Origin of the sequence: Wolbachia endosymbiont (group A) of Andrena fulva (genome assembly GCF_964026815.1) — a bacterium.
GTDB classification, from domain to species: domain Bacteria; phylum Pseudomonadota; class Alphaproteobacteria; order Rickettsiales; family Anaplasmataceae; genus Wolbachia; species Wolbachia pipientis.
In genome coordinates this window covers 178,789-201,251 of the sequence record NZ_OZ034701.1, presented here as the reverse complement: position 1 = coordinate 201,251, position 22,463 = coordinate 178,789, and the positions used below count along the sequence as shown (strand labels likewise).

At 36.3% G+C, this 22,463-nt stretch carries 28 protein-coding genes and 1 pseudogene; 11 read left to right on the top strand and 18 right to left on the bottom strand.

Going from position 1 to position 22,463, the window contains the following annotated elements; translation table 11 throughout:
* Nucleotides 1-182: 182 nt before the first annotated feature.
* The gene (locus AAGD84_RS01040) at nt 183-482 is read right to left on the bottom strand and encodes an NADH dehydrogenase ubiquinone Fe-S protein 4 (protein ID WP_015588813.1); all 300 of its coding nucleotides are present in this window, start codon (nt 480-482) and stop codon (nt 183-185) included.
* Nucleotides 483-627: 145 nt separating this feature from the next.
* Here AAGD84_RS01040 and AAGD84_RS01035 point away from each other — a divergent pair, with 145 nt between their 5' ends.
* Nucleotides 628-1,239 (top strand): 50S ribosomal protein L25/general stress protein Ctc, encoded by a 612-nt coding sequence (locus tag AAGD84_RS01035; protein ID WP_010962412.1) that lies wholly within the window; start codon nt 628-630, stop codon nt 1,237-1,239.
* Nucleotides 1,239-1,787: an aminoacyl-tRNA hydrolase gene (gene pth, locus AAGD84_RS01030; protein WP_065094970.1), complete on the top strand. Its 549-nt coding sequence runs from the start codon at nt 1,239-1,241 to the stop codon at nt 1,785-1,787. The genes AAGD84_RS01035 and pth overlap by 1 nt, the downstream gene beginning before the upstream one ends.
* 2 nt (nt 1,788-1,789) lie before the next feature.
* Here the strand turns inward: pth and AAGD84_RS01025 are convergent, their stop codons facing one another.
* Nucleotides 1,790-2,752 carry an IS481-like element ISWpi4 family transposase gene (locus AAGD84_RS01025; RefSeq protein WP_341818050.1) on the bottom strand — a complete coding sequence of 321 codons (963 nt, stop codon included), beginning with the start codon at nt 2,750-2,752 and terminating at the stop codon, nt 1,790-1,792.
* 442 nt (nt 2,753-3,194) lie between these two features.
* Complete coding sequence (gene ubiH, locus AAGD84_RS01020) at nt 3,195-4,343, bottom strand: 2-octaprenyl-6-methoxyphenyl hydroxylase (RefSeq protein WP_213863120.1); 1,149 nt, start codon at nt 4,341-4,343, stop codon at nt 3,195-3,197.
* Between the two features lie 180 nt (nt 4,344-4,523).
* Between ubiH and AAGD84_RS01015 the strand changes: the two genes are divergently transcribed.
* On the top strand, nt 4,524-4,691 hold the full coding sequence (locus AAGD84_RS01015) for a hypothetical protein (RefSeq protein ID WP_160142642.1): 168 nt from the start codon (nt 4,524-4,526) through the stop codon (nt 4,689-4,691).
* Between the two features lie 142 nt (nt 4,692-4,833).
* On the opposite strand, the gene AAGD84_RS01010 is transcribed toward AAGD84_RS01015, so the two are convergent.
* From AAGD84_RS01010 to AAGD84_RS00995, 4 genes are all read right to left on the bottom strand, one after another.
* Nucleotides 4,834-5,010 carry a hypothetical protein gene (locus AAGD84_RS01010; RefSeq protein WP_007548294.1) on the bottom strand — a complete coding sequence of 59 codons (177 nt, stop codon included), beginning with the start codon at nt 5,008-5,010 and terminating at the stop codon, nt 4,834-4,836.
* Nucleotides 5,011-5,069: 59 nt separating this feature from the next.
* Nucleotides 5,070-6,065 (bottom strand): Mrp/NBP35 family ATP-binding protein, encoded by a 996-nt coding sequence (locus AAGD84_RS01005; RefSeq protein WP_265038402.1) that lies wholly within the window; start codon nt 6,063-6,065, stop codon nt 5,070-5,072.
* A 7-nt stretch (nt 6,066-6,072) separates the two neighbouring features.
* Entirely contained in the window at nt 6,073-6,483 is a 411-nt protein-coding gene (locus AAGD84_RS01000) for a hypothetical protein (protein ID WP_264723206.1), read from the bottom strand.
* Between the two features lie 100 nt (nt 6,484-6,583).
* Complete coding sequence (locus AAGD84_RS00995; protein WP_265038404.1) at nt 6,584-6,802, bottom strand: hypothetical protein; 219 nt, start codon at nt 6,800-6,802, stop codon at nt 6,584-6,586.
* Nucleotides 6,803-6,956: 154 nt separating this feature from the next.
* Here AAGD84_RS00995 and AAGD84_RS00990 point away from each other — a divergent pair, with 154 nt between their 5' ends.
* From AAGD84_RS00990 to AAGD84_RS07480, 4 genes are read left to right on the top strand one after another with little or no spacing between them, the layout of a single operon-like run.
* Complete coding sequence (locus AAGD84_RS00990) at nt 6,957-7,259, top strand: transposase (protein ID WP_081818090.1); 303 nt, start codon at nt 6,957-6,959, stop codon at nt 7,257-7,259.
* Nucleotides 7,244-7,678, top strand: coding sequence for an IS3 family transposase (locus tag AAGD84_RS00985; protein ID WP_341815110.1), 435 nt, complete (start codon nt 7,244-7,246; stop codon nt 7,676-7,678). The genes AAGD84_RS00990 and AAGD84_RS00985 overlap by 16 nt, the downstream gene beginning before the upstream one ends.
* A 3-nt stretch (nt 7,679-7,681) precedes the next feature.
* Nucleotides 7,682-7,843: a DDE-type integrase/transposase/recombinase gene (locus tag AAGD84_RS00980; RefSeq protein WP_010082071.1), complete on the top strand. Its 162-nt coding sequence runs from the start codon at nt 7,682-7,684 to the stop codon at nt 7,841-7,843.
* Complete coding sequence (locus tag AAGD84_RS07480; protein WP_410541709.1) at nt 7,836-8,000, top strand: IS3 family transposase; 165 nt, start codon at nt 7,836-7,838, stop codon at nt 7,998-8,000. Before AAGD84_RS00980 ends, AAGD84_RS07480 begins: the two co-directional genes overlap by 8 nt.
* 383 nt (nt 8,001-8,383) lie before the next feature.
* On the opposite strand, the gene AAGD84_RS00975 is transcribed toward AAGD84_RS07480, so the two are convergent.
* From AAGD84_RS00975 to ltrA (AAGD84_RS00950), 6 genes and pseudogenes are all read right to left on the bottom strand, one after another.
* Nucleotides 8,384-9,169, bottom strand: coding sequence for a hypothetical protein (locus AAGD84_RS00975; protein ID WP_319803699.1), 786 nt, complete (start codon nt 9,167-9,169; stop codon nt 8,384-8,386).
* A gap of 65 nt (nt 9,170-9,234) precedes the next feature.
* The gene (locus AAGD84_RS00970; RefSeq protein ID WP_209473189.1) at nt 9,235-9,624 is read right to left on the bottom strand and encodes a phage tail tube protein; all 390 of its coding nucleotides are present in this window, start codon (nt 9,622-9,624) and stop codon (nt 9,235-9,237) included.
* Nucleotides 9,599-9,706: pseudogene (locus AAGD84_RS00965) on the bottom strand (DUF3168 domain-containing protein); the annotation flags it as partial. The gene AAGD84_RS00970 and the pseudogene AAGD84_RS00965, both read right to left, overlap by 26 nt.
* A gap of 124 nt (nt 9,707-9,830) precedes the next feature.
* Nucleotides 9,831-10,154: a hypothetical protein gene (locus AAGD84_RS00960; RefSeq protein ID WP_264329539.1), complete on the bottom strand. Its 324-nt coding sequence runs from the start codon at nt 10,152-10,154 to the stop codon at nt 9,831-9,833.
* Between the two features lie 4 nt (nt 10,155-10,158).
* Complete coding sequence (ltrA, locus tag AAGD84_RS00955) at nt 10,159-11,130, bottom strand: group II intron reverse transcriptase/maturase (protein ID WP_341817975.1); 972 nt, start codon at nt 11,128-11,130, stop codon at nt 10,159-10,161.
* Nucleotides 11,115-13,373 carry a group II intron reverse transcriptase/maturase gene (gene ltrA, locus AAGD84_RS00950; protein WP_341817974.1) on the bottom strand — a complete coding sequence of 753 codons (2,259 nt, stop codon included), beginning with the start codon at nt 13,371-13,373 and terminating at the stop codon, nt 11,115-11,117. Before ltrA (AAGD84_RS00950) ends, ltrA (AAGD84_RS00955) begins: the two co-directional genes overlap by 16 nt.
* Before the next feature lie 870 nt (nt 13,374-14,243).
* Between ltrA (AAGD84_RS00950) and AAGD84_RS00945 the strand changes: the two genes are divergently transcribed.
* Nucleotides 14,244-14,885 carry a protocatechuate 3,4-dioxygenase gene (locus tag AAGD84_RS00945; protein ID WP_010962336.1) on the top strand — a complete coding sequence of 214 codons (642 nt, stop codon included), beginning with the start codon at nt 14,244-14,246 and terminating at the stop codon, nt 14,883-14,885.
* Nucleotides 14,886-15,020: 135 nt separating this feature from the next.
* Entirely contained in the window at nt 15,021-16,484 is a 1,464-nt protein-coding gene (locus AAGD84_RS00940) for a leucyl aminopeptidase (RefSeq protein ID WP_233395611.1), read from the top strand.
* A gap of 40 nt (nt 16,485-16,524) precedes the next feature.
* Here the strand turns inward: AAGD84_RS00940 and AAGD84_RS00935 are convergent, their stop codons facing one another.
* The 5 genes from AAGD84_RS00935 to acpP form a co-directional block, all read right to left on the bottom strand.
* Nucleotides 16,525-16,713 (bottom strand): hypothetical protein, encoded by a 189-nt coding sequence (locus tag AAGD84_RS00935; RefSeq protein WP_341818049.1) that lies wholly within the window; start codon nt 16,711-16,713, stop codon nt 16,525-16,527.
* A gap of 11 nt (nt 16,714-16,724) precedes the next feature.
* Complete coding sequence (gene ltrA, locus AAGD84_RS00930) at nt 16,725-18,026, bottom strand: group II intron reverse transcriptase/maturase (protein ID WP_341818048.1); 1,302 nt, start codon at nt 18,024-18,026, stop codon at nt 16,725-16,727.
* On the bottom strand, nt 18,011-18,523 hold the full coding sequence (locus AAGD84_RS00925) for a hypothetical protein (RefSeq protein ID WP_341818047.1): 513 nt from the start codon (nt 18,521-18,523) through the stop codon (nt 18,011-18,013). The genes ltrA (AAGD84_RS00930) and AAGD84_RS00925 overlap by 16 nt, the downstream gene beginning before the upstream one ends.
* Nucleotides 18,524-18,774: 251 nt before the next feature.
* Entirely contained in the window at nt 18,775-20,046 is a 1,272-nt protein-coding gene (fabF, locus tag AAGD84_RS00920) for a beta-ketoacyl-ACP synthase II (RefSeq protein WP_264723027.1), read from the bottom strand.
* Nucleotides 20,047-20,059: 13 nt separating this feature from the next.
* Nucleotides 20,060-20,320: an acyl carrier protein gene (gene acpP / locus AAGD84_RS00915; RefSeq protein ID WP_341818046.1), complete on the bottom strand. Its 261-nt coding sequence runs from the start codon at nt 20,318-20,320 to the stop codon at nt 20,060-20,062.
* 145 nt (nt 20,321-20,465) lie between these two features.
* Here acpP and AAGD84_RS00910 point away from each other — a divergent pair, with 145 nt between their 5' ends.
* Both AAGD84_RS00910 and AAGD84_RS00905 read left to right on the top strand, forming a co-directional pair.
* Nucleotides 20,466-21,473, top strand: coding sequence for a polyprenyl synthetase family protein (locus AAGD84_RS00910; protein WP_341818045.1), 1,008 nt, complete (start codon nt 20,466-20,468; stop codon nt 21,471-21,473).
* Nucleotides 21,466-22,407, top strand: coding sequence for an FKBP-type peptidyl-prolyl cis-trans isomerase (locus tag AAGD84_RS00905; RefSeq protein ID WP_010963087.1), 942 nt, complete (start codon nt 21,466-21,468; stop codon nt 22,405-22,407). The genes AAGD84_RS00910 and AAGD84_RS00905 overlap by 8 nt, the downstream gene beginning before the upstream one ends.
* Nucleotides 22,408-22,463: the final 56 nt, after the last annotated feature.

The following is a 22,463-nucleotide window of genomic DNA, read 5'->3' as shown; positions in this document are numbered from 1 at the left end:
ATCCCAGTGCTTGACACTGGGATCCAGCCTTTCCATAATCATCAAAAACATTGTATTTTAACGTAAAACAGCTATTTTTATGCTTACCAACTTAATAAAATTCCTGGATCCCAGTGTCTGGGCACTGGGATGACAAAGGAGAGCAGTGTCAGCTACTTGCATAACACCATTTGTTGTGCAACTTACTTTAGTATGAAATTGCTTGCGTAAGATTTTGGCAGCCTCTTAACATTTTTTGGCATTTCAATTATGTATTTAACGTTGCGTTTTTTTGCGTAGAATACTGCTTTTTCAAGAGAATCAAACTTTAATACAATCTGTTTTTTTGGATCTTTTGAGCCAACCCACCCCATTAAAGGTTCAATGTAGTAAGAGCCAGATTCAATTTTCAGGTGCCAGAAATTTGTATTACCTAAACCAGATTGTGTTGCAGTTTTTGTTGGTTTATAAATCCTAAAAACTACTTTATCATCAATGCCCATAGTTCTTGTTAAATAAGCTTAAATATATATCTAAATAAATCCTTTCACAAACAATTAGTATGAAAGAATGAAGTTTGAAATAAATATTTTTATGTTATATTATTATTAAATTATATTAAAAGGATTAGCTGAATAGGAGTAACCGATGACGCAACAGGAAATAGTAACAATTAATGCAGAGTTACGTGATATAACAAAAACAAAAGCGATGCATTCTCTAAGGAAGAAAGGAAACATCCCTGGAATCATATATGGAAAGGGCCATGATAATGTAAATTTGACATTGTCTGCAAAGGAATTCACAAAGCAATATAAGTCAGGCTCTCTTTCTGCACATTTGATAGAGCTGAATATTTCGGGCAAAAAGGAATATGCTCTTGTTCGCGATATCCAATTGCATGTAGTAAAGGATACTGTGCAACATGTTGATTTTCAGTTTGTTGATAAAGGCAGTGAAATTAAAATAGACATACCTCTATCATTTGTGAATGAAAGTAAAGCTCCAGGAATCAAATTAGGTGGAGTGCTTAATGTTTTGTGTCGTTCTATTGCTGTTAAATGCTCTCCTGATAAAATACCTCAGGTTATTGAAGTTGATTTATCCGGTAAAATGATTGGCCAGTCTATACATATTAATGATGTAAAATTACCAGAAGGTGTTAAGTTTGTAGCTCATGAAGAAGAAAATTTTACCATTGTTACAATTTCTGCTGCCGATAGTGACGTTGAAGAACCTCAAGCAGAAACAGAGGAATAGTGCACCTGATAGTTGGGCTTGGTAACCCTGGTGGTCAATATGAGTTAACTTATCATAATATCGGCTTCATCGTAGTTGATACAATTTGCAAATATTGGAATTTCCAGTCGTTCTCTAAAAAAGCCGATTATCTAATAACCTCTGGCATAATTAATGATAATAAAATCATGTTAATAAAGCCTTATTCATTTATGAATAATTCAGGCATCCCTGTTGCAAAAATACGAAATTTTTACAAATTATCGCTAGATAATATTGTTGTCATACACGATGACGCTGATTTGGAACTTGGAAGAATAAAAATAAAGAAAGGTGGTAGCTCTGCTGGACATAATGGACTTAAATCCATAGATAGTTTTATTGGCAACGATTATTGGCGCTTGAGATTTGGAGTGGGTAGACCTGAAGATCAAAGAAGCTTAGCAGATTATGTGTTATCAAAATTTTCAAATTTTGATAATGTTACTCCCTTAGTGGAAAAAATAGCAAAAAATATACACTTAATGCTGCAAGGAGATAATACAGCTTTTATCAATTTGATTGTATAATATTACGAAACACATGGAGTGTATGGTCCCAGAGTGTGATGGTGTGGATTTAGTATGAACAATTCAGGAGATTTTGTCCACTGTAAAGATATAAACTCAAAAGGTGTAAGACCCTTAAGAGTTTTGAGTCTTTTAGCATAATTGTAGGCCATAACAAAGTCATAAAGATGCTCTTTGAGTTGCTGGTGAGACTGATAGTAATACTTCTTAACAGTGGCATTCTTTAAAGTTTTGTTCATACGCTCAACTTGCCCATTTGTCCAAGGATGGCTAACTTTTGTTAGACGGTGTTCAATGTCATTTTCTTCACAAGCTCTATCAAATATATGTTGAAAAGCGTATTTATGGCGTTTTTGGTTGGTAAATTGTACACTGTTATCTGTCAAAATAGTGTGGATTTTATATGGTAAAATTTTAATCAAATTACGTAGAAACTCAGCAGCTATAGGTTTTGTAGCACTTTTATGCAACTCAACATACGTAAATTTGGATGTTCTATCTATTGCAATAAACAAATATAACTTTCCTTCTTCTGTTCTGACTTCTGCAATATCAATATGGAAATAGCCTATAGGATATTGTTTGAATTTCTTTTTTGGTTTAACTTCGCCATCAACATCTGGTAGTCTGCTAATGCTGTGCCTCTGTAAGCAACGATGTAGACTAGAGCGAGTCAAGTGTGGGATTGAGGTTTGCAAAGCGTAGAGACAATCATCTAATGGCAATAGAGTATGCTTACGAAATGCAACAATTACAGCCTCCTCTTCTAAAGTTAAAACAGTTGATCTTGCATGCTTCGGACCCATATCAGCGTCTTTGGCAAAAGACCGTTTTCTCCATTTAATGATAGTTTTTGGATTAAGGTTATAGTACCTGGAGAGTTTTGCTATGCTCTCTTTACTATTTTGTATTGCTCTACGAATTGTCTCTGTTGTTTTGGCGCACCCATGTAATATTTGTCCCATAATTCCTCCTTTGATGGTATTGTTTTCTCATATTTTATCATACCATCACACTCTGGGACCATACATCCCCCCCTCCCCCCCTAATTCCTATATCAAACCTTTCTTTACTAGATTATATAGTCAATATAAAAAGCCATATAAAATTGCTTCCACTGCTGCCATGAGGAAATTGCTTATTCTTGCTAACTCTTTAGTCAGAGATGACAGGGTTTTTACTGAGGAATATAACTCTCTGTCTGTTTCTATCTAAGAGCCAGTATAGCTGTGGATAAGCACGTTTATACAGATAAAAGTACTTATCCACAGCTACATCAATTTTTCTATTGACTTTTAACACAACTGCTAAACAGATACATTCGTCATCCCGCTACGTGTTAGCGGCCAAGATACCGCGGCGGTATGACGTGGGAAACCTGACTTGCATTAACTATAAAATAGTGATTTATATAAATCCCATAGCATGCCGAATGAAGCGTTTTTTGAGGAAATTTGAATTTTCAACTGCAATCAAGCCAAGATTTCTTAGTGCTTTAGCGCAGAATATTCTGTTGGAAAACATCCTATTTAATCCATCAGTTGCAAGCGCCATTGTAAAATTATCAAAGTATCTGTTACGTGAAATTTTCTTTAATAAATAACTACTGCCAACATCAGTACCAGCCGCTTTTGCAGCAACTACGTGCTTTATAACACTTTCTACATCTCTAATTCCAAGATTAAGCCCTTGACCTGCAACTGGATGAATTGAATGTGCTGCATCGCCGATAAGCAAAACTCTACCCTTATATAACTTTTTTGCGAAAGCAAAACTTAAAGGATAAAGTTTTCTTTCACCCTCTAATTTTATCTCTCCTAAATAAGAACCAAATCTTTTTTTAAGCTCTATAATAAATTCTTCTTCAGACAGATCCATTAGCATTTTTGAAATTTCAGATTTTTCTGTCCAAACTATCGAAGAAGTATAGCCACCCTTCATCGGTAGAATTGCAAATGGACCGCCAGGGAAAAAACGCTCCACAGCTAAGTTTTGGTGATGCAGTTCATGCTTTACATTAAATACTATGCTACTTTGTTTATAGTCAAATTTCACTGTCGGTATAGAAAATAACTCTGGTAATTTAGAGTTTTTGCCTTCAGCACAGATAAGTAGCGATGATATTAATTCCTGGTTATTATCAAGAATCACTTCCACATATCCTGAATCACAAGCAATTGTTTTATAGGAATGTGGAGAGTATATATTCAGTTTATTTAGAAAATTATTGTTGATTGCATTCCATATAGTAGCATTGTTGATAACATAACCCATTGGCTCTTCGCTAACCATTTTATGATTGTAATGCACAGTAACCGCATCTAATATGCATATATCAAGTATTGGCTCAGCTTCACTTTCCACAAACTGCCAAATCCCTAACTTTTCCAATATTTTTTTCGAGCCTTGAGAAATAGCAAATGCTCGATTATCATCTACTACACGTGGTAGACTATTTTTTTCAATCACAGCTACAGACACAGAGTCACAACTGAGGCCAATGGCAGTAATAAGACCAAGTAACCCACCACCTGAAATGATTACATCATAATTCATTTTATTTACGCTAATTGTAAAATTATATTTTATCTGTTTTGAAAATAGTTTAAACAAACTTTATATATAAATTAAATTTTTTAGATCCCAGTGTCAGCTACTTGGATGACATCTAAAGACACTCCACCTTGTCATTCCAGCACGTAACGAACAACTGTACGAACATTTTGCGAAGGCAGTGTGTTAAATGCTATGGCCGGTTTTGCCTCAAACATAAAGGTGTCATCCCAGTGCTTGACACTGGGATGGCTTTGTTGCATCGCTACTTATGAAAGGCTAACTATAATTAGGATTATAAGCAACTTATTGAAAATCTTGTTTTTTTGCAATCAATCTGATCAAATTTAAGAATAGTAATTTGTTATTTATATTAATAAATTTAATTCTATTGAAAATAGCTAAAGCATTGAAATTCTTGAATTTTAGCCAGATTAGTGAGTGGTAGTGAAATTTCTTTTACTCAAATTTAGGTATTCACTGACCGTTCTTGTTATAAATACCAGAATAATAAGCTACTGATATTCTCCACCTTTTTTATCTTTAATCCATCATAGCTAGCGATGCAACAAAGCCCACTGGGATCCATTCTTCTTTTTTTCTGGATTCCAGCGTCACGCGCTGGAATGACAAAAGCTGCTAATTTTTCATGTAAATAATGGTTATGCAAGCAGTCTATTTTGTAACTAACAAAAGAGGACTTTGATTCGCATGTTTCTCACGCTTATTCTATTGTTTAACTATACTTTGAGCAATGTCTTCATAAATCTCTGCCAAATCCTCACTTAACATTAAAGGATTTCCGCAATCAGAAGCATGGCATATTTGTGGATCTAGAGGAACTCTGCCTAGAAGTTTGATGCCCAGCTCCTCAGACATTTTTTTTGCACCGTCTTTTCCAAATATGTATATTTTTGAGCCGCTTTGAATGAAATAACTCATATTTTCTACAATGCCAATAACCGGTACGCTGAGCTTTGTAAACATATCATAAATTTTGCGAGCATCGATTAAAGAGAGCTCCTGTGGAGTTGAAACTATTATCGCCCCAGTTAAGTTAAAATTTTCCATAAGACTTAAATGCACATCGCCAGTTCCAGGTGGTGTATCAATTATCAAATACTCTATATCGGACCATTTTGTTCCCATTAGCAGACTATAAAGTGCTTTTGTAATCATAGGTCCGCGCCATATTGCTGCACGATCTTTATCGATAAAATAGCCAATTGAAATAGTATGCAGTCCATACTTTTCTATAGGCATTGCTTTACTATCCTGTATTTCTGGCTTTAATTTTTCAGCGCCAAGCATTTTAGGAATTGAAGGACCATATATATCTGCATCAACCAGCGCAACTTTGTGTTTTAACTTTGCTAATGAGAGAGCAAGATTTAGCGCAACTGTGGACTTGCCCACACCGCCTTTACCAGAGGCCACAACGATTATATTTTTCACTCCTTCGATATGTAATTTAGCTTTTTGTTGCCCAGTTTGTTTTTGACAAGTAGCAACCACGGTCACTTTTGTCACCCCCGGTATAGCTTTAACAGCTTGCTCACAATTTCTTCTTAATTCTTCATTTGCTTGCGTGTTACCGGCAACTTCAAGCGCAAAACCAACGTCCCCACCTTTAATAATGATTGAGGATATTATACCAAGAGTTTTACCACTTTCTTGTTCTACGACTTTTTTTAAGCTCTCTCTTACAATTTCTTCGTTGATCATTAGCCTTTTAGGTGATTTCTTCCTGAAGTCGTTTAATCTCAGCTTGAGGAAGGCCGGTTGTCTGAGAGATAATATCAATAGAGATGTCAGCCTTAAGTAGGTTTTTTGCTACTTCAATCTTTCCTTCAATCTTTCCCTCATCAAGTTTTTGAACGAGGATGCCTTCTTCTTTCCGCAGATCCATTATTCTTTCTTCGTAAGCTACTAAATCTTTTTCATTCCAGCTAAACCTGTCTAATTCATCGTAGACTAACTTTATTATTGGTGCTTTTTCTGCTATTTTCCTTAAGTCTTCTTCCGTAGTTTCATCTGCATACTGTTGTCTAAGTGAAGAAGGTCGCCCCTCCTCACTCGACTTCAAAACCGTACGTGAGACTTTGCGCCTCATACGGCTTCTCTCCAATTTGGTGCTTTTCATGCACACCTCCTGTGTAATTCATCGTGACAATGTCCATGTAACAAAGATAAGTTTTTGATCATATTGTTTCGTCTATTCCGGTCTTTATGATGTATTTCTATTATATCATCACTTTCAAACCATAGTCTACATTATCACATTTACTTTGTTGTAACTTCAATAGTTTTATTACTCTTAATGGCTTATCTGGTATTTTTCTCAGACGTTTACCCCAATATACCCAATCACCATCATATGGAGATCTGGTTTTTTGCACTTTGATATGTCGTTTAATAACATGATCGCTGTGTATAATAAGATGTATCTTGTTACTTGTCATAAAACGCCAGTTATCGTTATTATACTTTTTAAAGTATTTTCTTTTTATCCAGCATTTCCCTTTGTTTGGGTGCCTAAAGACTGACCTTACCCAGAAAAAGTGGAGAGAAAGAAAAGAGTTTTTTTGGGTAAAATAAAATTTTGGAGGATTAGAAATGGTAAGAGAATATACAGCAGAATTCAAATTGGAAGCTGTTAAACTGGCAAATGAACAAAGAAAGGCAGGTCAAACAATTACAAAAATAGCAAAGGATTTAGGAATAAAGGGTGGTTTATTAGGAAAATGGATAAAGAAACACAACGAAAAAAAGTCGGCAGCAGATGCATTTCCAGGTAGAGGTAACATGGCTCCTTACGACAAAGAGAGGTTTGATTTACAAAGCAAGAGTAATAAGGGAAAGAGACATTTAAAAAAAAGCCCTGGCCAGTCAAAAAGAGTAAAATATTTTTTTATATAGTAACTGCTATAAAGTACAGGAATTATGTAGGATTTTCTGCTAGTGGCTACTATAAGTGGACTACAAGAAAAATAAGCAGTAGAGAATCAGCAAATAAAGAGCTACTCGAAGCTATTCAAAAAATATATCAAGTTTCTAAATGTAGATATGGAGCTCCTAAAATTCATGCTGAATTGAAGGCTTTGGGTAAAAGTTGCAACTTAAAAACAGTGCAAAGTATTATGCAGAAAAATGGTATTCAGGCTATATTGAGAAGAAAATTTAAAATTAAGAAACAACAAACGGACAGTAGAGTCGTAGCTCCCAATATACTAGATCAAAACTTTATTGTTGATCAACCAAATAAAGTATGGGATTACTTACATCAAAACCAAGGAGGGATGGCTATATTTGGCAGCAATAATTCTCACGTATGGTAGTTAATGAGTAGTGCAATAAATAAACAATTGGTTATGAACTCTTTATTAATGGCCATTAATAGGCGTAAACCTGTTAAAAATCTACTGCTGCACAGTGACCAAGGTTCACAATATACTGCGCAAGGGTATCAATATCTCTTAGCTGTAAAGAATATAGATGAGTAATAAAGGCTGTTGTTACGACAATTCTGTTGCAGAAAGCTTCTTTAGCTTATTGAAAAGAGAAATACTTATTGATACTTCACAACACTCTGCTCAACACACTAGAACTGCAATATTTGAATACATAGAAATTTTTTATAACAAACAACGTCACTATTAACTATTGCATTCCAGAACAATTTGATGCATCATTCTTTTTGTAAAAAACATTCCACACTTTCTCTCCACTTTTTCTGGGTAAGGTCAGTTGGATTTTCACCAATTGTATTCTAAACGCTTACTTGGCGCACCCATAACAAAAATGCCTGAAAAACGTTAATAATTATTCAACCATATTTTAAGCTTACAATTTTGAGCTTAACTGACGCTTATGGATAGGGGCAACTCTATCACCCTGTGTTATGTTTATTTTCTAACGGACGCTGATTTTTGTATCGTAATTTCTTGCTATAAATTGGTTATATAAGAGCTGGCTTCTAAAATTTTATAACCCTAATTTGAATTAACAGACAGTAGAATCGAAAGATTATTACAAGGAGAAATCTACACAGATCGACCCTTTTGTGGATCTGCGTTTCTGCTTTCTTCAACTTGTTTTGCAAAAGATGTTTCCTGTTTCTGAAGTGGTTTAGCAATTTCATGCACAATAGCAGCAACCGCTGTTAAAAACGTTTTTAACAATGCACCTAAAGCTCCACCAACTGCTTCCCTGCCATGTATATGAGCTTGCTTTTCGTTACCGTCAGCAGTTTCCCCTGCCCTCCTTCTTGGATCCATCCTATGAGCAATCACCGAAAACAACACTCCCCTGATTGAAGACTTCACTTTTTCCTTTGCTTCGTGGACATCCCCATCTTTTGCTGTTTCATGTCCATGACTTAAGTGTTTAGCGTTCATTAGCTCCTTTTGTTGCTGGGCAAACATGCTACTTAATACTTCTTCTATCACTTGCTTTCTTCTCTTCTCTCTAACTCTTTTCATAGATTCTGATTTATCGCGAGTGTGTTTGGTAGTTTCAAATTCTGCATCAATATCTTCGGACGCAGCCTGACTATATAAAGTCTCTATGAGCCTGTCTATGCTTCGCTTTATTTGCATAGTCCTTTCGTAACTATCCGAATTATCAATTCCTTCGTCGATCTGATTTAGAATATCCTCAAAAACTTTCAAATAGTCTTGAATATACTGTATTATGTATTGCTTATCTTCCTCTTTGTGTTGTTCTTCTTGATTTTGCTGATTTTCATTTTCTAAACTTTTCTCTCTTTTATCATCGTTATTTTCTTCAATATCATCACCGTCTTCCTCGAAAAGGTCTTTGTCGTTCATGATTTTTTTTAATTTAGTTAAAATTCTCACCAGTTACTATTGTATATGAAAAAATTAAATTAACATTAATGAAAAGCGTTTACAACTTCAGCACTAGTTAAAACTACAGTAAAGCTGTCAAAAGTAACAGGATCATAATACCTCTCATACAATTCAACTGAACACCTAAGCCTTATCTTTTCCTTAGCATTAAAACTAATTTCATAATCATTATTAGAGTTTAGCATAGCAGAATTACGTAATAATTCATCAGCTAATACAGAGTCTAAAATTCCATTAATTTTTATCGTAATGTGTCTGCTTCCAGCACAATCGAGCACTTTCCTCCAGCCAAAAGAAGAAATATCTTTCACCTCTTCTCTGTTATTACGCAAAGTAAACCTTAGGTTTCTTATATTATTTAACACAATAAAATTATTGTCATGATCTTTAATTTTTAGCTGTAATTTGCTCATTATCACCTCCTTTTATTAAAATATCAAAATTAATTGTTGAATGTAAAATTTCATCGTGCTGATCCATAGCACAATTACTTTGTTCGGTAGAAGCTGTAGCTTTACTCCTCTCGTTTGAGTTTTATTACTACAACTCCCCCTAAAGAACCGTGCTTGCAGATTTCCCGCACACGGCTCATCAATATTAGTTTTCACAGTCGTCCCTCTTATGCATATAAAGAAAAATGTATTTTTGGCTTTGGTAATGGATTTACTTCTACGTAGTGTACAAACTGTTCCCAGGTCATACTCTTTTTCTGACTACGCCGATTTATCCATTTAAATGCTAGCTTTCTTACTGATGTGTAAAATTGTTTCAAACACCAATAATTTCCGCTAATACCAAAGTAGTTATAGTGTCCTGTTAATTTAGCCTTCAGTACTTGCCACCAATCTTTAAGTCGAATACTTCCGCGGACTATTTTCAACCACTCCTTGATTTCTTTTAGTTTTCTGGCTAGATTTAACTTAGAGGTTTTATGTCCCATCATTAATCTACCACGACAACTTTTTGCACCATAGTGCGTAAACCCCAGAAAATTGAATTTCCGTCCTTCGTTTCTCTCTTATCGCTCGTTGCCACTCCCTCTTGCCAAACTTTACTACTCTGGTCTTGTTTTCAGATACTTCCAACCCAAATTTATTTAGCCTTTGTTTCAGTAATTCCAGAAATTCTTCCGCGTCTACCTTACTTTCGCAACAAACCACAAAATCATCGCAAAACCTTATTACTTGTATATATCCTCTGGATCTTGGTTTAAATTTCTTTTCTATCCATAAATCCAACACATAATGTAAGTATATATTTGCTAATACAGGACTTACTATACCGCCTTGTGGTGTACCTTGTTTTGTTGCTTCATAATTTCCAGCTTCGACTATCCCTGCCTTGAGAAACCGCTTTACTAACCACAGCAAATTTGGGTCAGTTATTCGTTCCCTTAGACACCTCATTAGCCATTTATGCTGTATATTATCGTAGAACTTCTTGATATCCACTTCTACAATGTAGTTTATTGGCTTGTACATAACTGCTTTATCTAGTGCATTTACCGCTTGATGACAGTTTCTTCCTGGTCGAAATCCATATGAGCTGTCCAGAAAGTTTGCCTCGTAAATATTTTCTAATATCTTCTTCAGCATAATCTGTACTAATTTATCCTCGGTCGATGGTATTCCGAGTCCGCGTTTCTCTTTACTTCCAGCTTTCGGTATATATACCCTCTTTACTGGTTGTGGTTGATATTGCTTCCTCTTCATACTTTCTACTAGCACTTCGAGTTTCTCATTCAGATTTTCTCCGTATGATTCCACTGTTATCTGGTCTACTCCACAAGCCTTGTTACGCTTCAGTTCTTTATAACATCTCGCAAGATTCTCTGTATTTATCAGATGGACTAACGATGTGAATTTTAGTCGCTTATCTTGCTTTGCTCTTACTGCTATCTGGTTTAGTTTATATCGCATGTTATTCCTACCTCCGTTGTATTGGCATAGCAATCCCTATTCCAGTTACTATATTGCTGATCGCTTCCCCTTGTACGTGGCTTTCCCACATTCTGAGTACTATCAATCAGTCCGACTTCCCCTGCATCTTCCGCTAGTTCTTGCCTTTGTTGACTTGTTCCAACGTACCTTAATAGGAATGCATGGGATCTCCCAAGTTCACTTGAAGTCCATTTCAATACATGGCACGGTCTCAGATCCCGATAGAGTGAGTGATAACTTGCCTTTACGTTATCCTTCATGCTGTCTTCCATGGCCATGAACATGTCGACCTCTATGTCTTCAGGTATTTCGGGACTCCACTCCTTCACTTCCGTTGTGCCCTGCATTGTCCATCCCACTAGCTCTATTACACTCGTTACCTCATGCAACATAGTGGTCTGTTCCAAACTGTTGGCTAGACTTTGTTTGTGTTGGATTTTCACCAACTGTTCTCCAAGCACTTCTTGGCGCACCTTGGCGCACCTTGGCGCACCTTGGCAATGCCCGTGCAATAAAGACAAATTTCCTATGGTATTATTGTTCCTATTTTTGTCTTGATGATGCACTTCAATTATGTCCTCTGACCTAAAATATAGCTGACAATAATTACATTTACCCTGTTGCATCTTCAGTAATTTTATCACTCTTAGTGACTTATCTGGTACTCTACGACTGCTCCAATATATCCAGTCTCCATCATATGGAGATTTTGCTCCTCTCACTTTGATATGCCGCTTAATAGCATGGTCTCCATGTTTGATAAGATATTTTCCATTACTTGTCATAAACCTCCAATTATCATTCTTATACCTTTTAAAGTATTTCCTCTTTATCCAGTATTTGCCTTTATTTGTATGTTTACGTACTGCCCATTTCCATAGTTTTCTAAACATAACGCTATCTAGTAACTCGAAGACTTTCCTTGAAATCACTGAAGTATAATACTGACACCATCCTCTAATAAGTGGATTTAGGTTTTTTATAATAGCTTCTTGTGGTGCTCCACACATTTCTTTAAGTTTGTACTTAGCGGTTAATGTATATCGTTTTATAGAGTTGCGGCTCGGTTTTATTAGTAACTTGTATGTTTTCTTACCTTGTTTTACTGTATGCTGTCGTATTGTAAATCCAAGAAAATCAAAGCCTGGTTTTTTTTCCTTTAGAGGATTCAATGAATGAGAAATTTTTGTCTTTGATGACTTTAATTCTAATCCAATGGTTTTTAACCATTCCTTAATTAAAATCTCTGCCTTAAGCACAATTTGCTTACTTTCATGAAATACCACAAAGTCATCGGCATAAGTAATTATGCTGAGTGATCTTTTTGCCTTTTCTCTACATGATCTACCAAGTTTTTCTTTTCTATAGCTTCTTATCTGATCTGCCATTGTTTCTTTTAAATAGCTTTCTAAACCATTTAGAGCGATACAGGCGAGCAATGGAGAAATTGTTCCTCCTTGGATAGTACCACTTTCAGTTGGTTTATATATTCTATTTTCCATAACACCTGCTTTCAACCACCCTCTTAATATTTTCTTTAACGTTGGTGTGGTATTGAGCTTTTCAAGTAGTTTATTATGGTTAATATTGTCAAAGCACCCAGATATATCAGCATCTAAGATGAATGCTGTCTTTCGACTCAACGCTTGAAATATTGCTTCAATGGCATCATGACATGATCTACCAGGTCTAAAACCATAAGTGTTTGGCTCAAATTTTGCCTCCCACTCAGGTTCTAAAGCCATTTTTACAAGTGTTTGTTTTGCTCGACACGATATAGTGGGTATCCCCAATGGGCGTTTCTCATTCTTTCCAGGTTTTGAAATCCAAATGCGTCTTGATGGCTTTGCTTTCTCCCTTATATCTAAGGAGTTTGCCAATTGCAATCTTTCTTTTTGACTAAGGTTAGCTTTTCCATCAATACCTGCAGTTTTTTTCCCTCTGTTGTCCTGAGTTACCCTTCTAACTGCTATCGTTCTTGCACTTGTTGATTTGAGTAATAATCTCTGAAGATTGTGCATCTTTTTGATATCATTACATTGTGAAGCTCGGTAAATTCGTTTTTGTAGCTTAAACGAAAATTTCTCTAGCTTGCGCCAAGGAATTTCATTCCATTCATACCTAACATTTTGTTGGCTCATAACATATTCACTACTATTTACAACTTTACCTTCCAAATTACAGTGTCCACGTCTGCATATCCTAGACATTACCCTAGGCATTAGCTTCTTAAACAATCCCTCCACACAGAGACTTGCGGTTGGCTACCTGCTTGTTACTCTTATAAAGATTAACAAGAGCTTCCATGTGGTTACTCCGTTCCATGAAACCATTTCGTGTTGGATTTAGGTTCTTACTTTTTGCCGAGAGATCGGAAACATCTTGATTAAACGTGAGCATTTTAATCATCCATTCTCTGTACCTTTTGGTTTATGCGTATCAACCTTTTTTTTCGCATATTTGCAATGACGACAATTCAAACATAAGTTTCTTTCGTAACCATATCTAACTCTTCTCGAGAGGATTTATTATAAGGTTTAATATTACTCCCTTTTAGTTCATGCTTGCACCCTAGAAAATTGCCAATTTCCTAAAATGTGAACTATGATTTCAACCAGATGTTATGGTGGATGGAATTTAACCATCATGATTTCATGACATCGGATCGCACACTCACTTTTGCTCTATGATTATCTTTATTATCTTGCTTTGTCTACCTTATTCTACCACTCCGCTGAACGGATATAATTTACTAAACAGAAAAAAAGGCAAAAGAAACCCTAGGGTAGCTAGTTATTCACTATCCATTTTTTAAGTTGGCGTTTTTTAATGTTTTAAATAGCGCATTTCAGCTTATATTAGGTAAAAACCTAGAAATATTGTGAAGACATAAGGTGCACATAGTGCAAAAAATTAAAAATAAGACGCCAACTACGTTGTTTTCTTGCTGTTTAATCTGCACAGATGAAGATAACTGAATACCTTCAGTTTCATGATAAGGGGGCTGGCGAAGGGTGTCAAGAAAGTTTTTTCGTTTCTATTTCCAATAAAAGTTTGTTATATGGTTATGCAAGAAGTCTATTATAAATGAAATGAATGTGAAAAATATCTTGTTAGCACTTTTAGTACAAATGATATTCAGTTTGCCGCTATTTGCAGCTGATCCTGTTTTGCTCAACTGCATTAAAACTCCGGAAATATATGACCTTGATGCAAGGCCAAAAAATTTTAGCTCTTCAAACAATTTAAGAAGGAAACCTGGTTCTCCAAATAGTGCAATAGGGGAATTAATACACATAGTGGGTAGAATTACTGATATAAACTGCTTACCAATACAAAATGCTGTAGTTTCTATATGGCACGCGAATTCACGCGGCGTGAACCATTACGATAAGAATATAGAGGATGATCTGAATTTTGCTGGATCAGGAAGGTTTGTAGTGAATAATCTTGGCTATTATAATTTTATTACGATAGCACCTGGTAAAATTGGTGATAGAGCTCCACATATCAACTTTCTAGTTCAACATCCGGATTTTCCAGAATTCACAACGCAAATGTTTTTTGCTGACCATAATTGCGATAATTGCGCTGATCCTGTTCTTGAAGATTTTGTTAGTAATGGGCTTGCAAGCCTTCTCATAACACCATTTACTTACAGTGATCAGGTCATAAAAACCTATACGTTTAACATTACCTTGGGCGGATATAATAAGTTCTCTAATAAAAGATAAAAAACCTTGCATGTAAGGTAGTCCATAGTAAACTTAAGTGTTATTGTACTTAGGATGTATATGAAAAATATCTTACTGATGTTTTTGCTATGTTTTATGTACAGTTTACAATTATTTGCAACGGAGATACCAGCAATGAAAATAACAATTTCTAAAATTTCGCCCGATTTTAAAACAATAGTAATGGGTTTATTTGAAGACAACGAAACCGTAAATGATGGCGGAGTTTTGCAAGGAAAACAGGTCATAGATAATATAAAGCAATTTAGCGATTTCAATGGAAGTTTTGGTGAATTTTTCTCTACTGCTTTGCCAGAAGAAAAAAATGTTATAGTTGTTGGACTGGGTAAGAAGGATGAATGGAATGAAAATAAAGAATTAAATATTGGTGGTAAAATATATTGTGAGCTAAGCAGATTAAAAATTAAAAAAGCAGCGGTTTTAATCGAAGGTAGTGCAGCAAATGTTGCATATGGTGCGTTTCTGCGTAGTTTTAAGTTTGATAAGTATAAAACTAAAAAGGATGAGAAAATTACAGAGGTAGAGGAGATTACCGTATTAGTAAAAGATGAACAATTAAGTAATGCTGAAAGATCATTTGAGCACTTAAGGCAAGAAGGTGAGAGTATATTTCTTGCGCGCTCTTTTATAACAGAGCCTCCTAACATTCTATATCCAGAATCCTATGCTGATCATATAAAAAAAGAACTTACTAAGCTTGGCCTTGAAATCGAGGTGCTTGATAAAAAGCAGATGGAAGAGAAAAAAATGGGAGCCTTGCTTGGAGTTGCACAAGGAAGTAGTAAAGAACCAAAATTAGTAGTGATAAAATGGAATGGAGCTTCTAAAGAACAAAAGCCTATAGCTTTTGTTGGTAAAGGTATAACGTTTGACACTGGTGGAGTATCACTCAAACCTTCACGTGGTATGGAGTCGATGAAATATGACATGGCAGGCTCTGCTACTGTGGTTGGGGTGATGCATGCTTTAGCAGGACGAAAAGCAAAAGTAAATGCAATTGGCGTGGTCGCACTTGCAGAAAATGCAGTGGGTGGTAATGCTCAAAGACCAAGTGATGTAGTAACTTCAATGTCTGGACAAACAATAGAAGTGTTGAACACCGATGCAGAAGGAAGGCTCATACTTGCAGATGCTTTATGGTATACGCAAGATAGATTCTCACCAAAATTTATGATTGATCTTGCAACTTTAACTGGTGCTATAGTGGTTGCACTTGGAAATAACGAATATGCTGGTCTTTTTTCAAATAATGATGAATTAGCAAACCGTCTGATTGATGCAGGAAATGAAGTAAATGAGAAGTTATGGCGTTTTCCTATGAATGAAACTTATGACAAAATTATTGATTCACCGATTGCTGATGTTCAAAACATCGCTCCTGCAGGCTCTGGTGGAGATAGCATAATGGCTGCACAGTTTTTACAGCGTTTTGTGAATGAAACTTGCTGGGCACATTTAGATATCGCAGGCACTGCTTGGCACGAGAAAGGTACTGACATTTGTCCAAGAGGAGCAGTAGGTTTTGGTGTAAGGTTACTTAATAAGTTGGTTGAGAAGTACTACGAAGCCAATGATTAAAGGTCTTTATACTGGATTTATGGCTTAGCTACATGAACGTTTATTTTCGAGGCGCAGCAAATGAAAGTAGCTGATACATATTTCTTTTTTTCTGGATTCCAGTGTCAGCTACTTTGTTCGGTAGAAGCTGTAGCTTTACTCCTCTCGTTTGAGTTTTATTACTACAACTCCCCCTAAAGAACCGTGCTTGCAGATTTCCCGCACACGGCTCATCAATATTAGTTTTCACAGTCGTCCCTCTTATGCATATAAAGAAAAATGTATTTTTGGCTTTGGTAATGGATTTACTTCTACGTAGTGTACAAACTGTTCCCAGGTCATACTCTTTTTCTGACTACGCCGATTTATCCATTTAAATGCTAGCTTTCTTACTGATGTGTAAAATTGTTTCAAACACCAATAATTTCCGCTAATACCAAAGTAGTTATAGTGTCCTGTTAATTTAGCCTTCAGTACTTGCCACCAATCTTTAAGTCGAATACTTCCGCGGACTATTTTCAACCACTCCTTGATTTCTTTTAGTTTTCTGGCTAGATTTAACTTAGAGGTTTTATGTCCCATCATTAATCTACCACGACGACTTTTTGCACCATAGTGCGTAAACCCCAGAAAATTGAAACTTTCCGTCCTTCGTTTCTCTCTTATCGCTCGTTGCCACTCCCTCTTGCCAAACTTTACTACTCCGGTCTTGTTTTCAGATACTTCCAACCCAAATTTATTTAGCCTTTGTTTCAGTAATTCCAGAAATTCTTCCGCGTCTACCTTACTTTCGCAACAAACCACAAAATCATCGCAAAACCTTATTACTTGTATATATCCTCTGGATCTTGGTTTAAATTTCTTTTCTATCCATAAATCCAACACATAATGTAAGTATATATTTGCTAATACAGGACTTACTATACCGCCTTGTGGTGTACCTTGTTTTGTTGCTTCATAATTTCCAGCTTCGACTATCCCTGCCTTGAGAAACCGCTTTACTAACCACAGCAAATTTGGGTCAGTTATTCGTTCCCTTAGACACCTCATTAGCCATTTATGCTGTATATTATCGTAGAACTTCTTGATATCCACTTCTACAATGTAGTTTATTGGCTTGTACATAACTGCTTTATCTAGTGCATTTACCGCTTGATGACAGTTTCTTCCTGGTCGAAATCCATATGAGCTGTCCAGAAAGTTTGCCTCGTAAATATTTTCTAATATCTTCTTCAGCATAATCTGTACTAATTTATCCTCGGTCGATGGTATTCCGAGTCCGCGTTTCTCTTTACTTCCAGCTTTCGGTATATATACCCTCTTTACTGGTTGTGGTTGATATTGCTTCCTCTTCATACTTTCTACTAGCACTTCGAGTTTCTCATTCAGATTTTCTCCGTATGATTCCACTGTTATCTGGTCTACTCCACAAGCCTTGTTACGCTTCAGTTCTTTATAACATCTCGCAAGATTCTCTGTATTTATCAGATGGACTAACGATGTGAATTTTAGTCGCTTATCTTGCTTTGCTCTTACTGCTATCTGGTTTAGTTTATATTGCATGTTATTCCTACCTCCGTTGTATTGGCATAGCAATCCCTATTCCAGTTACTATATTGCTGATCGCTTCCCCTTGTACGTGGCTTTCCCACATTCTGAGTACTATCAATCAGTCCGACTTCCCCTGCATCTTCCGCTAGTTCTTGCCTTTGTTGACTTGTTCCAACGTACCTTAATAGGAATGCATGGGATCTCCCAAGTTCACTTGAAGTCCATTTCAATACATGGCACGGTCTCAGATCCCGATAGAGTGAGTGATAACTTGCCTTTACGTTATCCTTCATGCTGTCTTCCATGGCCATGAACATGTCGACCTCTATGTCTTCAGGTATTTCGGGACTCCACTCCTTCACTTCCGTTGTGCCCTGCATTGTCCATCCCACTAGCTCTATTACACTCGTTACCTCATGCAACATAGTGGTCTGTTCCAAACTGTTGGCTAGACTTTGTTTGTGTTGGATTTTCACCAACTGTTCTCCAAGCACTTCTTGGCGCACCATGCATACGCCCATCAATTCCTTTTCTGCATTATTGATCTTTATTCATAAATTGTCAATAAAATACTTCTTCAGGGATGAATAGAATATTTTTTCTTTTTGAATTGCTATTGATAGTTTAATTTTTATATGTATTCCATTTCACAACCGTTTGTCATCCCAGTGTCACGTGCTGGGATGACAGTAGGAGAGCTGCTTGCATGACAAGAGGAGGGTACTGGAATGACAAGAGGAAGACACTGGGGTGACATCAACTAAACTTGTCCAAATATGAGCGATGCATTAGTGCCACCAAAACCAAACGAATTAGAAAGTGCATATTGAATTTTATGCTCCTGAGCTTTAAACGGTACAAAATTTAAATCACATCCTTCTGAAGGCTTGTGTAAATTTAAGGTTGGCGGAATAATTCCATTATTTAACGCAAGAATACTGAATATTGCTTCAACGCTCCCTGCAGCACCAAGTAAATGTCCTATAGAAGATTTAGTTGAAGAAACAGGTGTTTTATAAACGTAGTCACCGAATAACTGTTTCATTGCTATTACTTCAATTTTATCTCCAAGTGGCGTTGAAGTTCCATGTGCATTGATATACCCTACTTGATTGGGATTAATTTGTGCGCTCTTTAAAGCAAGCTGCATTGCCTTAAATGCGCCTCTTCCTTCTGGATGTGGTGCTGTAATGTGGTGCGCATCTCCTGTGAGTCCGTACCCAACCAGTTCAGCATGTATTTTTGCCCCCCTTTTTTTCGCATGTTCGTATTCCTCCAGCACCAATATACCTGCTCCTTCACCCATAACAAAACCATCGCGTTCTTCATCCCATGGCCTTGAAGCTTCTTCCGGTTTATCGTTAAATTTAGTTGATAACGCCTTCATAGATGCAAAACCTGCAATTCCAACTCTACACAGTGCACTTTCTGCTCCACCTGCAATCATAACATCCGCTTCACCAAGTTTTATAGTTCTTGCTGAGTTTATGATTGCATGCGCACCTGTTGCACATGCGGTTACTGCTGAATCGTTTGGACCTGTAAATTCGTATTTAATAGAAATATGGCCAGATATCAAATTTATTAGACTTGCAGGGACAAAAAATGGACTGACACGTCTGGGCCCTTTTTCCTGCATGGTAATAACATTTTCCTGAATTGACGGAAGACCACCTATACCAGAGCCAATAGTCACACCAACACGTTCCCGATTGATATTTTGGCTTTCCAAAATTAATGAATCATCTACTGCCTGAATAGCTGCTGCAATACCGTAATGGATAAAACGATCTGTCCTTTTTGAGTCTTTCTCAGAAATATAATCTAGTGGATTGAAATGGTGCTCAATGTTGTCTGATTGCAACGGCACCTGCCCTGCAATTTTGCAAGCAAGATCAGAAGAGTCAAATCTATCCGTATTGATTGCTTTTATGCCAGACTCACTTTTTATTAGCCTTGACCAAGTGTTGTCAACATCTGCCGCTAGTGGAGTGATTAAACCAACACCAGTGACTACTACTCTTCTGCTCATTTAACACTAACTATTAGCCTTTTTTATTATTAATGTACTCAACTATTTGCTCCATAGTTTCCATTTTTTGTGCGTCTTCATCTGGAATTTCTATTCCAAACTCTTCTTCTGCTGCCATGATGATTTCAACTGCATCTAAGCTGTCTGTACCATGCTCCGAAAGCTTTGAAGAGCTGTTGAATTTCTCTAAATCCTTACTAATATGCTCTAGTATAATCTTTTTCACTTTTTCTTCTATGTCTTCTCTAGTGCTCTTTGCTAGTTCGCTATTCACATTTCTTACCAAAAAAATAACCTATTCTTTGATGTTATAAAAAATTTTTATGTTTGCAATATCTTTTATAACTGGTAAACTACAGTAAAGTTTTCTACTGCCCTAGCTGGCTAGCGTTACGTGCTAAACAATTAACAATTCAAAAATGCTAGACGAAACAACAAAAAATTTGCTTATTGTAGAAGTAAATAAACTCTTACCCGAAAATAGCGAGAATAAGCTTATATCAGCTATGCGTTATATACTCCTTGCTCCTGCAAAACATATACGCTCCTTTTTAGTCGTAGCTTCATCGCGAGTGTTTAACGCGGAAGCTAAAAAAGTAATATCAGTTGCTGCAGCAATTGAATTTGTTCATGCTTACTCTCTAATTCACGATGATTTACCGTGCATGGACAACAGTGATACTCGCAGAAGCCAGCTAAGCTGCCATAAAAAATTTGATGAAGCAACAGCAGTGCTTGCCGGAGATGCACTACTTACTCTGGCTTTTGAGGTATTATCTTCGTTAAATGAGAAACGCTGTGAGATCATAAAAGTTCTTTCTCAGGCAATAGGAATTAGGGGAATGGTGGGAGGACAGGCTTTAGATATTAACAGTGAGCATATAGATTTTAGCCCCCAACCCTCTGTCATTCAAGTAGCGGACACTGGGATCCAGAAGGCTTTGCCTACAAGCATTTCGTGCAAAAAGCCATGCAATAGTGGAGCTGAACATGAAATGGATTCCAGTGTCAGCTACTTGCATGACACCCTTTCTACCTTAAAACTACAACATTCGTACGGCTGTATGTATGACGCTGGAATGACGTCTGGCCAAGCTGATAAAATAAAAGAAATTCATTTGATGAAAACCGCAAAACTATTTGCAGCTTCATGTGAAATAGGTGCTATAATCGGGGGTGCTACAGACAAGCAACGTAAAGCGTTATATAACTATGGAATAAATCTAGGGCTTATCTTTCAAGCTAAGGATGATATTGAAGACTACGAACAAGATAAAACAAATAATCTTATGTCTATGCTTGGTAAAAGTGAAGTAGAGGACTATATAGACGGCCTCTTTAAACAAGGCTTGGATAATTTGAGTGCGCTTTCAGGGGATACTAATTATTTATATGATTTATTGAATCAAGTAAAGAAAGATGGTTAGAAAAATTATATTACAAATGCTTATTTCCGTAGTAATGATTCTCACTTTAACTTCTGCTTTTGTGTTTACTATTGTCTATATAAACAAAGGTAAACCGGAAAAAAAGGACAAGCTTTATGAGATAAATGCCACGCATGGTGGTTTGATACAGACGATAGCACATTACCTAGTGAAGCCAATACTTGAATCAGCACTTGACCGCTATATTGAAAAGCATGGGCTGACAGAATATTTAGAAGAAATAACGCAGCAAAAGGAAGAAGATTCAATAAATTTTTATGAAATTACTGAAGGCAGTGGCAGCAAGGCTTTTTGTGGCCTGGAAGTCCTATTGCAAATATATAAAATTTCTAATAATAACTCAGCAACACTCCCTAGCAAAGTTTCTGATGTTACTTTGAAAATAGGTCAAGATGACCTAAAAGAAGTGAGTTTAGGGGTAATAGGTATGAAAGAAGGCGGAGAGCGTGTAGTTACTATTGCCAATGAGAACAAAATGAATTTTAATTCTTATTACGTCAAACTGATCGAAGTAAAGGATAAATATCCCGACTCAGTAAATAATCTGATGGTTTTTAATGACTTAATTAACAAGACTGGAAAACAAGTAAGGTGCGGTGATGAGATATCGGTTAAATATAGCGTAAAGGAGCATAATGGGGAATATATAGTCAAAGATCAAACAGTGCAATTTAGGGTTGGCGATAAAAAAATACCACTTGCTATAGAGCTTGGAGTTGTGGGAATGAGAGCTGGTAATAAAAGAACTATTCTTTCTCCGCCTGACCTTTTGACTATTACTGACGATATGTTAATAAAAGACATAGATTATGATGAAGAAAATATCTCAATAATTGACTTAAGCTTAGATGTTAAGCAAGAGGTCGCAGCACACCATTCTACTGTTGAAAAACAGCCTAAAGAATATAGCTGAAATTTTAGGTCTACTGGCTAATCTTCTGAACACTCTCTATACTACTTAAAGTAGGC

Excerpts from the sequence above, each read along its gene's own strand:
- AAGD84_RS01040 (WP_015588813.1), bottom strand. The coding sequence starts at position 482 with ATGGGCATTGATGATAAAGTAGTTTTTAGGATTTATAAACCAACAAAA.
- AAGD84_RS01035 (WP_010962412.1), top strand. The coding sequence starts at position 628 with ATGACGCAACAGGAAATAGTAACAATTAATGCAGAGTTACGTGATATA.
- AAGD84_RS01025 (WP_341818050.1), bottom strand. The coding sequence starts at position 2,752 with ATGGGACAAATATTACATGGGTGCGCCAAAACAACAGAGACAATTCGT.
- ubiH (WP_213863120.1), bottom strand. The coding sequence starts at position 4,343 with ATGAATTATGATGTAATCATTTCAGGTGGTGGGTTACTTGGTCTTATT.
- AAGD84_RS01005 (WP_265038402.1), bottom strand. The coding sequence starts at position 6,065 with ATGATCAACGAAGAAATTGTAAGAGAGAGCTTAAAAAAAGTCGTAGAA.
- AAGD84_RS01000 (WP_264723206.1), bottom strand. The coding sequence starts at position 6,483 with ATGAAAAGCACCAAATTGGAGAGAAGCCGTATGAGGCGCAAAGTCTCA.
- AAGD84_RS00995 (WP_265038404.1), bottom strand. The coding sequence starts at position 6,802 with ATGACAAGTAACAAGATACATCTTATTATACACAGCGATCATGTTATT.
- AAGD84_RS00990 (WP_081818090.1), top strand. The coding sequence starts at position 6,957 with ATGGTAAGAGAATATACAGCAGAATTCAAATTGGAAGCTGTTAAACTG.
- AAGD84_RS00980 (WP_010082071.1), top strand. The coding sequence starts at position 7,682 with ATGAGTAGTGCAATAAATAAACAATTGGTTATGAACTCTTTATTAATG.
- AAGD84_RS07480 (WP_410541709.1), top strand. The coding sequence starts at position 7,836 with ATGAGTAATAAAGGCTGTTGTTACGACAATTCTGTTGCAGAAAGCTTC.
- AAGD84_RS00975 (WP_319803699.1), bottom strand. The coding sequence starts at position 9,169 with ATGAACGACAAAGACCTTTTCGAGGAAGACGGTGATGATATTGAAGAA.
- AAGD84_RS00970 (WP_209473189.1), bottom strand. The coding sequence starts at position 9,624 with ATGAGCAAATTACAGCTAAAAATTAAAGATCATGACAATAATTTTATT.
- AAGD84_RS00960 (WP_264329539.1), bottom strand. The coding sequence starts at position 10,154 with ATGATGGGACATAAAACCTCTAAGTTAAATCTAGCCAGAAAACTAAAA.
- ltrA (WP_341817975.1), bottom strand. The coding sequence starts at position 11,130 with ATGCGATATAAACTAAACCAGATAGCAGTAAGAGCAAAGCAAGATAAG.
- ltrA (WP_341817974.1), bottom strand. The coding sequence starts at position 13,373 with ATGCCTAGGGTAATGTCTAGGATATGCAGACGTGGACACTGTAATTTG.
- AAGD84_RS00945 (WP_010962336.1), top strand. The coding sequence starts at position 14,244 with ATGAATGTGAAAAATATCTTGTTAGCACTTTTAGTACAAATGATATTC.
- AAGD84_RS00940 (WP_233395611.1), top strand. The coding sequence starts at position 15,021 with ATGAAAATAACAATTTCTAAAATTTCGCCCGATTTTAAAACAATAGTA.
- ltrA (WP_341818048.1), bottom strand. The coding sequence starts at position 18,026 with ATGCAATATAAACTAAACCAGATAGCAGTAAGAGCAAAGCAAGATAAG.
- AAGD84_RS00925 (WP_341818047.1), bottom strand. The coding sequence starts at position 18,523 with ATGGTGCGCCAAGAAGTGCTTGGAGAACAGTTGGTGAAAATCCAACAC.
- fabF (WP_264723027.1), bottom strand. The coding sequence starts at position 20,046 with ATGAGCAGAAGAGTAGTAGTCACTGGTGTTGGTTTAATCACTCCACTA.
- AAGD84_RS00910 (WP_341818045.1), top strand. The coding sequence starts at position 20,466 with ATGCTAGACGAAACAACAAAAAATTTGCTTATTGTAGAAGTAAATAAA.
- AAGD84_RS00905 (WP_010963087.1), top strand. The coding sequence starts at position 21,466 with ATGGTTAGAAAAATTATATTACAAATGCTTATTTCCGTAGTAATGATT.